At 61.9% G+C, this 12,406-nt stretch carries 14 protein-coding genes; 11 read left to right on the top strand and 3 right to left on the bottom strand.

Annotated elements, in window-relative coordinates; translation table 11 throughout:
- Positions 1-129: 129 nt before the first annotated feature.
- The 4 genes from AC1D08_RS23565 to AC1D08_RS23580 all read left to right on the top strand — a co-directional run bounded on the left by AC1D08_RS23565 (position 130) and on the right by AC1D08_RS23580 (position 3,134).
- Positions 130-1,419 carry an RsmB/NOP family class I SAM-dependent RNA methyltransferase gene (locus tag AC1D08_RS23565; RefSeq protein WP_477424196.1) on the top strand — a complete coding sequence of 430 codons (1,290 nt, stop codon included), beginning with the start codon at positions 130-132 and terminating at the stop codon, positions 1,417-1,419.
- 76 nt (positions 1,420-1,495) lie between these two features.
- Complete coding sequence (locus AC1D08_RS23570; RefSeq protein ID WP_477225543.1) at positions 1,496-1,948, top strand: TspO/MBR family protein; 453 nt, start codon at positions 1,496-1,498, stop codon at positions 1,946-1,948.
- 87 nt (positions 1,949-2,035) lie between these two features.
- Positions 2,036-2,494, top strand: coding sequence for a PaaI family thioesterase (locus AC1D08_RS23575; protein ID WP_095088397.1), 459 nt, complete (start codon positions 2,036-2,038; stop codon positions 2,492-2,494).
- A 4-nt stretch (positions 2,495-2,498) separates the two neighbouring features.
- Positions 2,499-3,134, top strand: a complete 636-nt coding sequence (locus AC1D08_RS23580; RefSeq protein WP_457155433.1) for a 5'-methylthioadenosine/S-adenosylhomocysteine nucleosidase — start codon at positions 2,499-2,501, stop codon at positions 3,132-3,134.
- A gap of 12 nt (positions 3,135-3,146) precedes the next feature.
- Here AC1D08_RS23580 and AC1D08_RS23585 read toward each other — a convergent pair whose 3' ends face one another.
- Positions 3,147-3,464, bottom strand: coding sequence for a hypothetical protein (locus AC1D08_RS23585; RefSeq protein WP_477225544.1), 318 nt, complete (start codon positions 3,462-3,464; stop codon positions 3,147-3,149).
- Positions 3,465-3,475: 11 nt separating this feature from the next.
- Here AC1D08_RS23585 and AC1D08_RS23590 point away from each other — a divergent pair, with 11 nt between their 5' ends.
- The 3 genes from AC1D08_RS23590 to AC1D08_RS23600 all read left to right on the top strand — a co-directional run bounded on the left by AC1D08_RS23590 (position 3,476) and on the right by AC1D08_RS23600 (position 7,218).
- Positions 3,476-4,051: a MarR family winged helix-turn-helix transcriptional regulator gene (locus AC1D08_RS23590; protein ID WP_457154901.1), complete on the top strand. Its 576-nt coding sequence runs from the start codon at positions 3,476-3,478 to the stop codon at positions 4,049-4,051.
- 55 nt (positions 4,052-4,106) lie between these two features.
- On the top strand, positions 4,107-5,669 hold the full coding sequence (guaA, locus tag AC1D08_RS23595) for a glutamine-hydrolyzing GMP synthase (protein ID WP_457154900.1): 1,563 nt from the start codon (positions 4,107-4,109) through the stop codon (positions 5,667-5,669).
- A gap of 292 nt (positions 5,670-5,961) precedes the next feature.
- Positions 5,962-7,218: a tyrosine-type recombinase/integrase gene (locus AC1D08_RS23600; protein WP_477424198.1), complete on the top strand. Its 1,257-nt coding sequence runs from the start codon at positions 5,962-5,964 to the stop codon at positions 7,216-7,218.
- Positions 7,219-7,291: 73 nt separating this feature from the next.
- On the opposite strand, the gene AC1D08_RS23605 is transcribed toward AC1D08_RS23600, so the two are convergent.
- Entirely contained in the window at positions 7,292-7,468 is a 177-nt protein-coding gene (locus AC1D08_RS23605; RefSeq protein ID WP_457155130.1) for a helix-turn-helix transcriptional regulator, read from the bottom strand.
- Between the two features lie 214 nt (positions 7,469-7,682).
- Positions 7,683-8,780, bottom strand: coding sequence for a LacI family DNA-binding transcriptional regulator (locus tag AC1D08_RS23610; RefSeq protein ID WP_477225546.1), 1,098 nt, complete (start codon positions 8,778-8,780; stop codon positions 7,683-7,685).
- A gap of 148 nt (positions 8,781-8,928) precedes the next feature.
- Between AC1D08_RS23610 and AC1D08_RS23615 the strand changes: the two genes are divergently transcribed.
- From AC1D08_RS23615 to AC1D08_RS23630, 4 genes are all read left to right on the top strand, one after another.
- Positions 8,929-9,951 carry an SIS domain-containing protein gene (locus AC1D08_RS23615; protein ID WP_477225547.1) on the top strand — a complete coding sequence of 341 codons (1,023 nt, stop codon included), beginning with the start codon at positions 8,929-8,931 and terminating at the stop codon, positions 9,949-9,951.
- A 67-nt stretch (positions 9,952-10,018) separates the two neighbouring features.
- Positions 10,019-10,780 carry a PfkB family carbohydrate kinase gene (locus AC1D08_RS23620; RefSeq protein WP_378987575.1) on the top strand — a complete coding sequence of 254 codons (762 nt, stop codon included), beginning with the start codon at positions 10,019-10,021 and terminating at the stop codon, positions 10,778-10,780.
- A 7-nt stretch (positions 10,781-10,787) separates the two neighbouring features.
- Entirely contained in the window at positions 10,788-11,996 is a 1,209-nt protein-coding gene (locus tag AC1D08_RS23625) for a M24 family metallopeptidase (protein ID WP_457153838.1), read from the top strand.
- A 65-nt stretch (positions 11,997-12,061) separates the two neighbouring features.
- A partial coding sequence (locus tag AC1D08_RS23630; RefSeq protein WP_477424200.1) for an ABC transporter ATP-binding protein occupies positions 12,062-12,406 on the top strand: 345 nt, incomplete at its 3' end.

Below are 12,406 nucleotides of genomic sequence, written 5' to 3' on the forward strand. Positions count from 1 at the left end.
GGTCGGGCGATCAGCCTGCCTCGGTCAAGACAACCTCGTCGGCATGAGACAGAAGCGGGGTTCAATCCAGTCGCGAAAGGCTCTAAGAGCAGGCCCGGAGATCATGTGCTCGATTTGATGGAATGACGAATGCGACTGGGCGGACGGCTGGCTGCGGCCATCGAAGTGCTGGAAGACATCGGCCGGCGTCACCGGCCGGTTGCGGACGCGCTGAAGGATTGGGGCCTGTCGCACCGGTTTGCCGGCGGCGGCGACCGCGCGGCGATCGGCAACATCGTCTATGACGGCTTGCGCCGAAAGCGTTCCGCCGGCTGGCTGTTGGGGGAAGACACGCCGCGCGCCATCGGCTTCGGCGCGCTGCTGCTCGAATGGGGCCAGACGGCGCAGTCGCTGAACGATGCGCTCGACGGTGACAAATTCGCGCCGCCGTTGCTGACTGCCACCGAGCTTCAGGCCATTTCCGAACGCCGGCTCGCCGATGCACCGGCCGCGGTGCGGGCCGACATACCCGATTGGTGCGTGCCGCTTTTCGAGAAAACCTTCAGCGACACCTGGGCTGATGAGGGGGCGGCGCTGGCGACGCGACCGCCGCTCGACCTCAGGGTCAACACGTTGCAGGCCAACCGTGACAAGGTGCTGGCTGAACTGACCGGAACCGGCGCCAAACCAGCCGCCATCGCGCCGCAAGGCATCCGCATCCCGCCGATCGATGGCGACGGCAGGCACCCCAACGTGCAGGCCGAGCCGGCTTTCCAGAAAGGCTGGTTCGAGGTCCAGGACGAAGGCTCGCAGGTCGTGGCTGCCCTTTCCGGCGCCGAGGCCGGCATGCAGGTGCTCGACTTCTGCGCCGGCGCCGGCGGCAAGACACTGGCGCTGTCGGCTGCGATGGACAATCGGGGCCAGATATTTGCCCACGACGCCGAAAAGGCGCGGCTGGCGCCGATCTTCGACCGCATCCGTCGCTCGGAAAACCGCAATGTGCAGGTCGTCACCAAGCCGGCCGAACTCGCTCCGCTCGGCAACCATATGGACATCGTGCTGGTCGACGCGCCTTGTACCGGCAGCGGCACCTGGCGGCGCCGTCCCGATGCCAAATGGCGACTGACGCAAAGACAGCTCGACGCCCGCAAGGGCGAGCAGTCGGCGATCCTGGAAGCCGCCAAAGCCTACGTCAAGTCAGGCGGCTTGCTGGTCTACATCACCTGCTCGGTGTTCGACGAGGAGAATGGCGAGGAGGTTGCGGCATTCCGGCACCGCAACAGCGGCTTTGTCCCGGTCGATCATCGCGCGCTCTGGGACAGCCGTTTTCCCGGCCATCAGACGGCCGTGCGGATCGGTCCGGCCGGCGACGTCTCGCTGTCGCCGGCGTTGAGCGGCACGGATGGGTTTTACTTCTGTGCGTTGCGCAAGGCGAACTGACGCTGCCGTTGACAGGCGGCGATAGCGCCCCAGTTGCAGATGCGGCGCGTCTGGCCGCGATCGCGGGATAGGATTCTTGCAAAGATATCTGTCGCTTCTGCTTTTCGTCATTGTGGTGCTCGGCGGGGGCCTGCTGATCGGTTATGCGACGCTGCCGGGTGCCTGGTATGCATCGCTCACCAAGCCGCCCTTCAATCCACCCAACTGGGTTTTTGCACCTGCCTGGACACTCCTCTATCTCCTGATCGCCGTGGCCGGCTGGCGGACATGGCTGCAAGCGTCGTCGGGAGCCGCGATGAAGATCTGGGCCGTCCAGCTGGTGCTGAACTTGCTATGGTCGCCGACCTTCTTCGGAGCCAAGATGATGGGGCTCGCGCTTGTTGTGATCGTGCTTCTTCTCGCCAGCATTGGGCTGTTCATCGCCACGGCCTGGAACCGCGACCGGGCATCCGCATGGCTGTTCGCGCCATATGCGGCATGGGTTGCGTTTGCCACCTTGCTCAACGCATCGCTTCTCTGGTTGAACTAAGATCGGTTTGCTGCAGTGCAGCAAAAGCATTTGCCTGCCGCCCATGCCTCTGCAATAAGCTTATCCGCATAAAGAAAGGCAGCGGCCATGGCAGCAAAGATCGTACCCGCCCCGGACTATGAGGATCGCGTCAGAACCTCCTTCGCGCGCCAGCAGGCCATGGCCACGATCGGCGCCGAACTGACGCTGGTGACGCCGGGCATCATCGAGATCGAGATGCCTTATTCGGCGGCACTGACCCAGCAGCACGGTTTCCTGCATGCCGGCGTCATTTCGACAGCGCTGGACTCGGCCTGTGGCTATGCCGCGTTCTCGCTGATGCCGGAAAACTCCGGCGTGCTGACCATCGAATTCAAGGTCAATTTGCTGGCGCCGGGCAGGGGCGAACGCTTCCTGTTCCGCGGTTCGGTGACAAAACCCGGCCGCACCATCATCGTCGCCGACGGCCAGGCCTATGCCTTTGCCGCCGACGGCGAGGCCAAGCTGATCGCCACCATGACCGGAACGATGATGACGGTGGTCGGGCGTGATGGCATCGAAGGCTGATCCGATGGGCAAGATTGTGCGGCTTGGCGGCAAGGGCGTCCTCTTCGTGATGGCTGCCGAGGCCGAGTATGGCCCGCACCTCAAGCGGCTGTTCACGCCGCTGATGACCGGCGTTGGACCGGTCGAGGCCGGCGTCAGGCTGGGCGCCGAACTCTCCTTGCTGAAGTCTCGGAAGACCCTGCCGGACCTCGTCGTATCGCTCGGCTCGGCCGGCAGCCGGACGCTGGAGCAGACGGAAATCTACCAGGCCGTGTCGGTTAGCTACCGCGACATCGACGCCTCGCCGCTCGGCTTCGAACAGGGCGCGACGCCTTTCCTTGACCTGCCGGTGACCGTGCCGCTGCCGTTCAGGATACCCGACCTGAGGGAGGCAACGCTGTCCACCGGTGGCGCGATCGTCACCGGCGCCGCCTATGACGCAATTGCCGCCGACATGGTCGACATGGAGACTTTCGCTTGCCTGCGCGCCTGCCAGCTGTTCGACATCCCGCTGATCGGGCTGCGCGGCATTTCCGACGGCGCGGCGGATCTGCGGCACGTCGGCGACTGGACCGAATATCTACACGTCATCGACGAGAAACTGGCCGCAGCGGTCGGGCGGCTGGAACAGGCGATCGGCGATGGCTTGCTGAGCGCCTGACCGGAAATAGCATCAAGCCGCCAGGCTCTCCGGATCGCCGAAATCGATGCGCGAAATGCGCCCGCGCACGGCGCCGCTCGCATCGACATAGTCGATCGCTCCTGGCGTATGATCGAGTTTCCAGGAGCCGGTGGGGCCATCTTTCCATTCGACCTTGTAGCCGTGGTCGAGCAGCATCCAGATCCCATGGAAAAGGGTACCATCCGGTAGCAGCATATGCGCCCGGTTCTCGTTTTCGTAGTGGATGAAGGCGTCCTTGCCGCCCATGTCGATGACATGCGTGGTGCCAACCATGATAACGGCCAGCATGTTCCTGTCGAGAATTGTCATGGTCCCTGTCCGTGCTTGAGTTCGAAAGAGCCTCGACGGGATGTTTATCGTCAAGTATCTTGACTATATGGAGTTTGGAGAAAATGGTCAAGGAGCTTGACGAAAAAATCGACACCCTGCCCGATCACGTCGGCTGGCGCCTTTGGCAGGCAAGCCGCGCCTGGCAGACCGAATTCGCCGCCGCGATGCGCGCCGCCGGTCACGGCTGGTTCACCGAAGCACGCGCCGGACTGCTTGGTCACATCACCAGGAACGGCATGCGCCAGTCGGCGTTGATCGAACGCTCGGCAATCTCCAAGCAGGCGATCCAGCAACTGCTCGACGGCCTCGAGGCGGAGGGGATCGTCGAGCGTCTGCCCGATCCGCAAGATGGCCGCGGCAAGATGGTGCGTTACACCAGCAAGGGGCTGGATGCCTTGCGCGACGGCGATCGGGTCAAGATGGAGATCGAGCGGCGCTATGTCAGTCGCATTGGCGAGGAGCGGTTCACGGCGCTGATGGGCGCTTTGCGAGCACTTGCGGCCGGACAGGCTGCGGCGAAGGATGAAGACACTGGCGCTGAAGGTGAAGTCGTGGAATCGAAGTGACAGCAAGGCCCCGCAACCCATTGCGTCGACTCATTTCTTTCTCTAAACGCTCGCCATGAAAACAGCCAATCATCCCGACACCGTCCTGATTGTCGATTTCGGCAGCCAGTTTACGCAGCTCATCGCCCGCCGCATCCGCGAGGCCGGCGTGTTTTCCGAGATCGTGCCGTTCCAGTCGGCCGAGGCGGCGTTCGAGCGCATCAATCCGAAAGCCGTGATCCTGTCCGGCGGCCCCGCCTCGACGTCGGACATCGGCAGCCCGCGCGCGCCGCAGATCGTCTTCGATGCCGGCGTGCCGGTGCTTGGCATCTGCTATGGCCAGATGGCGATGTGCGTGCAGATGGGCGGCGTCGCCGAAAGCTCCGATCATCGCGAATTCGGCCGCGCCTTTGTCGAGATCGAGAAGGACAGCCCGCTGTTCGAGGGCCTGTGGGCGCCCGGCCAGCGCCACCAGGTGTGGATGAGCCACGGTGACCGCGTCATCTCCTTGCCCAAGGGCTTCGAAGTGTTCGGCAAGTCCGAAGGCTCGCCCTTCGCCATCTTCGGCAATGTCGAGCGCAAGATGTACGGCATCATGTTCCACCCCGAGGTCGTGCACACCCCGGACGGCGCAAGGCTGCTGCGCAATTTCGTTCACAACATCGCCGGCATCGAGGGCGACTGGACGATGCGCGCCTACCGCGAACACGCGGTCGAGGCGATCCGCAAGCAGGTCGGCAAGGGCAAGGTCATCTGCGCCCTGTCGGGCGGGGTTGACTCGTCGGTCGCCGCACTTCTGATCCACGAAGCAGTCGGCGACCAGCTGACCTGTATCCTTGTCGACCACGGGCTGATGCGCAAGGACGAGGCTGCGGGCGTGGTGGCGATGTTCCGCCAGCACTACAATCTGCCGCTGATCCTGGTCGATGCCGCCGACAAGTTCATCTCGGCGCTGGAAGGCGAGGCCGACCCGGAGAAGAAGCGCAAGACCATCGGCCGGCTGTTCATAGAGGTGTTCGAGGAGGAGGCGAAGAAACTCGGCGGCGCCGACTTCCTGGCGCAAGGCACGCTCTATCCCGATGTCATCGAGAGCGTCTCCTTCACCGGCGGCCCGTCGGTGACCATCAAGTCGCACCACAATGTCGGCGGCCTGCCCGCGCGCATGAACATGCAGCTGGTCGAGCCGCTGCGCGAACTGTTCAAGGACGAGGTGAGGGCCCTTGGCAAGGAGCTCGGCCTGCCCGAAAGCTTCATCGGCCGGCATCCGTTCCCAGGCCCTGGCCTAGCCATCCGCTGTCCCGGCGGCATTACCCGCGAGAAGCTGGAGATCCTGCGCGAGGCCGACGCCATCTATCTCGACGAGATCCGCAAGGCCGGCCTCTACGACGCCATCTGGCAGGCCTTCGCCGTGCTGCTGCCGGTGCAGACTGTCGGCGTGATGGGCGATGGCCGCACCTACGAGTTCGTCTGCGCGCTGCGCGCCGTCACCTCTGTCGATGGCATGACGGCGGATTTCTACCACTACGACATGGCGTTCCTGGGTTCCGCCGCCACCCGCATCATCAACGAAGTCCGCGGCATCAACCGCGTCGTCTACGACGTCACCTCAAAGCCGCCCGGCACAATAGAGTGGGAATGATTCAGGCCCATCCGAACGCCGCCGATTATTCGCCATTATTCTCCTTAAGCATCTGAAAATAAAAAGATAATTATCCAGTAGCGTTCAACAGCTATCGGTAGGCAGAAATTGGCATCGGCGGGCTGCCTGACGGATCTGCCACATATTGCCGCTTGGGATTTTTCAAAGTACCGTCATGGCCAGTAAGGCTTGTGACGGTACTTTTTTGCCCGTAAGGAATTGAAAGTAAATAGAATTTTCTGTCGACAGGCCTCGAAAATACCCTGACGGTACTTTTTTGGAGGCAGCAGCTATGCTGACTGACGTCGCCATTAAGTCATTGAGACCAAAAGAAAAAGTCTACAAGGTTGCGGACCGCGACGGTATGTATGTCAAGGTCATGCCGAGTGGCGCGATCTCGTTTATGCTGGACTACAGGCTCAATGGGCGCCGTGAGATGGTGCAACTAGGCAGATATGGACGAGACGGAATCTCGCTCGCACTCGCTCGAGAGAAATGCCTGGACGCCAAGCGCGCCATCAGAGATGGGCGGTCACCAGCGATAGAGAAGCAGCGCGAGAAGCGTCGCCTGAAAGAGGCGAAGAGTTTTGGCGGGTTCGGGGAGAAGTGGCTCACCGCCGCGCCGATGGCCGACAGCACGCGCGCCATGCGGCGTTCCATCTTTGAGCGCGAGCTTCTTCCTGCCTGGCGCAATCGCCTGCTGGCGGAAATCACACCGGACGATCTACGAGCCCACTGCGGCAGCATCGTTGAACGTGGCGCGCCGGCGACCGCCATTCACGTGCGAGACATTCTGAAGCAAATCTACAGCTTCGCGATCCTGCACGGCGAGAAGGTGGCTAATCCGGCTGATGAAGTTGGACCCGCATCGATTGCCACGTTTGTGCCGAAGGACCGCTCGCTTTCGCCCTCGGAAATTCGCGTGATGCTAAGACAGCTCGAGCACATCGCCACGCTTCCCACGATCCGTTTGGGGATGCGGCTTTACCTGCTGACGATGGTGCGCAAAAGCGAGTTGCAGGACGCGGTCTGGGATGAGGTCGACTTCGAAAATGCGGTTTGGACCATTCCAAAGGAACGCATGAAGCGATCGAAGGCGCATAATGTCTACCTGTCGCGCCAAGCGCTCGACATCATGATTGCCCTGAAGACCTGTGCGGGAAATTCCAGATACCTTCTTCCATCGCGGTACGATGCGGATGCTCCGATGTCGCGTGCAACGTTCAATCGGATCACTTACGCAGTCGTCGAGCGCGCGAAGTCCGAGGGGCTGCCCCTCGAGCCGTTCACGGTTCATGACCTGCGGCGAACGGGCTCAACTCTGTTGAATGAACTTGGCCTCAACAGCGATTGGATTGAAAAGTGCCTGGCCCACGAGGACGGACGCTCGTCGCGTGGCGTCTACAACAAGGCCGAATACGAAATGCAGCGCCGCCATATGATGCAGGAATGGTCGGACATCATCGACGCCTGGGTCGTTGGCAAGAAGTTCGTCCCGACGCTCATCCCGCCGTCGATGCCCCTCTTGGAGCCTGATCCGGCTCTCTGATCGGCCGAGCCCGACGCTGCTTAAGGTCCGGTTTCGGAGCGCGCAAGATTGGCTTTGAGCGACGGGCCGCGAGCTATGCTTGAACCTCGCCCAGATCCCAAACCACGCATCTTGGAGTCAAGGCGAAGCGTCGCGGGAATTCGCCCCGCTGTTCCATTTCGTAGATCGTACTGTCGGCAAGCGGCACCATTTCACGCAGCTGGCGTCTCCGGATTGTGCGCTTCAGTGCTTCTTCATTCGATCGGGTCATCTCGTGCTCCTCAGCAACGAGTCGAAATTGAAGGCGATTGTGTTCGATGAGAAAAGTGCTTCAGCCCCGGCGTCGTGTCATCGGCGGTTTCGACCTGTGAAAGGGACAAGTCTGACCGGGTCTTGATCTTCAGATGTTCAGGTATGCATTGGCTTCGACCGAGCCCCCCGGCTTTCCAAGCAAAGGCAGCAACAACAGGAGGAGTTGACGAATGTCAGTTCCCAACCGCTGACGATCGTCGCTTGACACTCGGCCTTGCCAAGGCGCTGCTGACTGAGCCACGGTCTATCATTGTCGCCTGTAGCAAGGTTTCCTTGGCAGGACCCGTAGCCTCGCCTTGCAAACGAGCGATCAGATCTTCTGTCGCAGCTTTGGCTAAGTCTCTGATAGGCTGCGACACAACGGTCAGGGGCGGCGTCACCGCCGCCGTCCAGTCGGCGTCGTCAAAGCAGATGAGCGAAACCTTGTCGGGTATCGATAAATCCAGCTCCCGAAGAACGTTGAGAAGGACGAGGGCCACGGAACTGTCGGTTGCGAGAAAAGCGGTCGGACGGTTCGCGGACTGACAGAGCTGGCGCAACTGGCGAGCAAGATTCTCAGTGTCCCATCCTCCGAGGATAATCAGCTTGGGGACAATCTGGATTCCGGCGTCGTGGAGCGCTGCGCGGTAACCGTCGATACGCTCTCGAACGGAGGAAATCAGGTAATGTTGCTCCCCGCGAGAAGGAGCGTTGGACACAAGCGCGATGCGTCGGTGTTCTTGCTTGATGAGAGATGCCACCGCCTGATGGGCCGCGCGAAAGTTGTCAATCGCAAAGGTGTCGGCATTGAGTACCGGCACGCGTCTGTCGAGAAGGACAAAGGGGCAGCCCATGTCCCGCGCGCCGATGAGGTGATCCACCTCGATGCTGGAGGTTGGCGAAACAATCAGGCCATCGACACGGTTGGCGAGCAGCACGCGCACCGCGTCACGCTCAAGCTCAATATCCTCGTCGGTGTTGGCTAGAACCACACCGAAGCCATTTGCACTGGCTGTGTCTATGATAGCCCGAATGGCTCGCGCAAAATACAGATTCTCAATATCGGCTACAACGACGCCAATCATCTCGCTGCGGCCGGTCGCCATGCTGCGGGCGAGTTGGTTGGGCTGGTACGCCAGGCGTTTTGCGGCGTCGAAGACGCGCTGGCGCGTCTCAGCACCGGCATAGCCGTAACCGCCAAGCACCCGCGCCGCGGTTGCGCTTGAGACACCCGCCGCACGCGCAACGTGGGCGATCGTCGGCTGAGCGCCGGAGCGTCCATTATCCTTCATGGTCTGATCGCATCCGCGTTGCGGGACTCGTGCCCGTGCATGGCGGACAAATAGACCGCCGCGACGCCCCTTGACAACCCATTGGGAAATGTGAGAGCGTTATCACATGAGAGCGCTATCACATCTTGATCGCAAAAAGAGAGGCACTGTGAATCGATACTCCAACCTTGTCCCAACAGATGTCGATTTCCGTCGCATCACTGAAGCCGCCGTCGAGCAACGCGAACGGATCAGGCAAGTGGCCAAGGCCGCAGCTGATGGAATGCGCAACCTCTTCCTGATCGGTTGCGGTGGCTCCCTGAACGACTTCTCTGCCGCATCGTACCAGTGCGACCGAAGCGCCGGATTTCCGACTTTCTGCCTTAATAGCGAAGAGTTCAATCGCCGCCGTCCTGCGCTGCTCGGGCCGGGATCAGTGGTGCTTGTCGCATCGCACAACGGCACGACGGGAGAAACGATCGAAGCCGCTCGCTGGTCGCGCTCCGCCGGCGCCCGCGTCATCGGCTTTACTAAGAACGAGACGACCAAACTCGCCGCCGAATGCGATGACGTCTTCACGTACCACAGCGACCGAACCATCCTGGCGCCGAAGCAAGTGCTGATTGGCCTGATGGTGACGGCGCTTCTGAAGGAAGCCGGGGCAAAATTCGATTTCGCGGCATTGGAACAGGCTTTCGCTGCGGTGCCGGCAGCTTTTGAACTGGCTGTGCAGGAGGCGGAGGCGCGCCTCCACGAGATCGCCACTGACTTCGCGGCCGAGACCCTGACTTACGTCCTGTCCGCCGGTCCCAATCAGGGCGCCGGCTACGGATTCGCCATGTGTTATCTCATGGAGATGCAGTGGAAGCACGCGTCCTGGTTCAACGCGAACGAATTTCTGCATGGGGCTTTCGAGGTTGTTCAGCCCGATACGGCGGTTCTTCTGTTCAAGGGCGAAGACGAAACCCGCCCGGTGATCAACCGAGTTGAGGCTTTCCTTAATAAGAACACCCGGCGCTGCCGCGTGATCGATTCGATGGACTACAGCCTGCCCGGCGTGCCGGCGTCGATGCGTGGGGACATTTCCCCGCTCCTTCTCTCGACCCTTTCCAAGCGTTTGGCCGAACACTACCAGGCGGTCACCGGGCATTCGCTCACGGAACGCCGCTACATGTTCAAGACAACCTACTGAGGCATTTCGCATGCGTGTTTGTGGCGTCGGTGACAATGTTGTCGACCGATATTTCAATCAAAGGCTGATGTTTCCGGGAGGCAACGCGGTGAATTTCGCTGTTCACGCCCGGCGAAGCGGAGCGCACGCTGCCTATCTCGGCGTGATCGGCACCGATGCCGATGGCGATCTGATCCGCTCGAGCCTGCAGGCTGAAGGCATTGAGCTCGAGCGGCTGCGTGTCGAGGACGGGCCCAATGCCTTTGCCACCGTTCATATGGACGACAGCGGCAACAACCGCAGATGGGGCCTCTGCGAGAAAGGCGTATCGATGTTCCGGCTCGACAACGCCGATCTCGACTATCTTGCCGGCTTCGACCTGGTTCACACCGGTGAGACAAGCCGATTGGACAACCAGCTTCCCGACATTCGCGAGCGCGTTGCGATCTCCTTCGATTTTTCCGAACGGAGTTTGGAATATGCTGCTGGTGTCCTGCCTTATTTAAGGGCAGCTGCCTTCTCGCGCGGCAGTGCCGGCGACGACGAAGTGGCGCGTGTTCTGGATTCCGCCCAATCGGCCGGCGTCGAACTGGTCACGATCACCCAGGGCGCGCGTGGCGCCACAGTGTGCCACAAAGGCGAGATCCTGTTCGCGCCCGCGGTTCCTGTCGATGCCGTCGATACGCTCGGCGCGGGCGACGCATTTGTAAGCCGCCTCGCGTACCGCGTGCTGACCGGCGTACCGCTTGCCGAAGCGGCCAGCGATGCAGCGCAATACTCCGCGCTCATCTGCGGCACGCGTGGCGCCTTCGGCCATGCCCGTCCCATCACACGCGAAATACCATCGTGAGAGCAAAATGAACGAGAACCCTTCGAACTCCAGGCTCATCTTTCCTTCCGAGGCGGATTACGGCAAACGCCTCGAACGCGCCCGAACTGCGATGAAGCAGGAAGGCATCGACGTTCTCGCGCTGTCGAGCTTCGACAATCATCGTTTCTTTGCCGGACTGGATGGCATCGCATCGGTGCGGCCGGTCTGGTTCGTGCTGCCACAGGATGGCGCGGCGGCTTTTGTCTCGCCCCGCATCGAAGCACCTGAGATAAGGGCGCAATGCAGCGTGCCCGTGGCTATCGAATGGGTCGAATGGGAAGAGCCGGCGAAGCCGCCCATGTCGTTCTCAGCCGCGCTCGCCGAGCATATCGGGAAAGTAGCTCCGGAAGCCCGCACGATCGGCGTCGACTTCGACGCTACCTCGGCGCGCAATCTCGACCTGGTCAGGGATGCCCTTGGTACCGAACGTATCCGGGACGTGACAGTCACGCTTCGTGAGGTGCGTCGCCGCAAGGATGCCGCAACGATCGACGTCGTCCGGCGCTGCGCCGACATCGCTGCCCACCAGTTCAAGGCAAGCTGCGAAGCTGTAGCCCCCGGTGTTCCCGAATGGGAAGTGGCGCTTGTTTCCCGCACGGCCGCGATGCGGCGTGCCGCGGAATGGTGGAACGGCGATGAGAACCATTCGCCGCTTCTCCAGGGCATCCATGTCATGGGTAGCGGCAGCATCCGTTCAGGGCGCGCCCATGCAGTTGCCGCCGGTCGGTCTATGCGGGAAGGGGAACTCCTGCAGCTCTGCTATTGCGGCCGGCCGTTCTTTGGGCACGGCATCTGTTTCGACCGACCGGTCCAGGTGGGGTCGACGGGTTTGCCGACGGATGTCCGCAAGATCGTGGACGTCGCACGCAAGGCCCAGGAAGCGGCGTTGGCAAAGGTGCGCGAGGGCGTGACGACCGGCGAGGTTCACGCTGCCGCCGTCGCGGTCATCGGACGCCACGGCTGGGACCGTGCCATGCAGCATCGCACCGGTCGCGGGATCGGCCTTTCCGATCCTGAGTTTCCCGAGATCAAGGCCAGCGACCCGACCGTGCTTGAAGCGGGAATGCTCCTCGGCATCGAGCCGGGCGTCTATGTCGACGGTATTGGTGGCGCCCGCTTCGGCGATACCGTTCTCGTTACCGAAACCGGATACGAGCCGCTTACGCCGCTTGACCTGGGAAGGGCCGTGGAATGACAGGCCAGCCACTCCCCGCCGTTTCCTTTCAGGGTGTCACCCGGCGCTACGGAAGTGTGTCTGCGGTGAGCGACGTTACCCTCGACATCTCGTCGGGGGAGTTCTTCGCGCTGCTCGGCTCGAGTGGTTCTGGCAAGACGACGCTCCTCATGCTCCTGGCGGGGTTCGACACGCCGACCGAAGGCCGCGTGCTGATGTCGGGCACGTCCGTCTCGGACGTGCCTCCGCATCGGCGACGGATCGGGGTGGTCTTCCAGAACTATGCGCTTTTCCCGCACATGTCGGCTGCCGAGAACGTTGCCTACCCGCTGAGGATGCGCGGCGTCGCACGTGCCGAGCGCGAGGCGCGAGTGAATGCCGCGCTCGGTCTCGTCAATCTTGCCGATCGCTGGTCTTCATATCCGTCGCAG

The sequence above is a fragment of the Mesorhizobium sp. P2_E6 genome (assembly GCF_056403835.1).

Coding starts and splice junctions, on each gene's coding strand:
- AC1D08_RS23565 (WP_477424196.1), top strand. CDS start 130: ATGCGACTGGGCGGACGGCTGGCTGCGGCCATCGAAGTGCTGGAAGAC.
- AC1D08_RS23605 (WP_457155130.1), bottom strand. CDS start 7,468: ATGACCCGATCGAATGAAGAAGCACTGAAGCGCACAATCCGGAGACGC.
- AC1D08_RS23575 (WP_095088397.1), top strand. CDS start 2,036: ATGGCAGCAAAGATCGTACCCGCCCCGGACTATGAGGATCGCGTCAGA.
- guaA (WP_457154900.1), top strand. CDS start 4,107: ATGAAAACAGCCAATCATCCCGACACCGTCCTGATTGTCGATTTCGGC.
- AC1D08_RS23585 (WP_477225544.1), bottom strand. CDS start 3,464: ATGACAATTCTCGACAGGAACATGCTGGCCGTTATCATGGTTGGCACC.
- AC1D08_RS23610 (WP_477225546.1), bottom strand. CDS start 8,780: ATGAAGGATAATGGACGCTCCGGCGCTCAGCCGACGATCGCCCACGTT.
- AC1D08_RS23580 (WP_457155433.1), top strand. CDS start 2,499: ATGGGCAAGATTGTGCGGCTTGGCGGCAAGGGCGTCCTCTTCGTGATG.
- AC1D08_RS23625 (WP_457153838.1), top strand. CDS start 10,788: ATGAACGAGAACCCTTCGAACTCCAGGCTCATCTTTCCTTCCGAGGCG.
- AC1D08_RS23620 (WP_378987575.1), top strand. CDS start 10,019: ATGTTTCCGGGAGGCAACGCGGTGAATTTCGCTGTTCACGCCCGGCGA.
- AC1D08_RS23600 (WP_477424198.1), top strand. CDS start 5,962: ATGCTGACTGACGTCGCCATTAAGTCATTGAGACCAAAAGAAAAAGTC.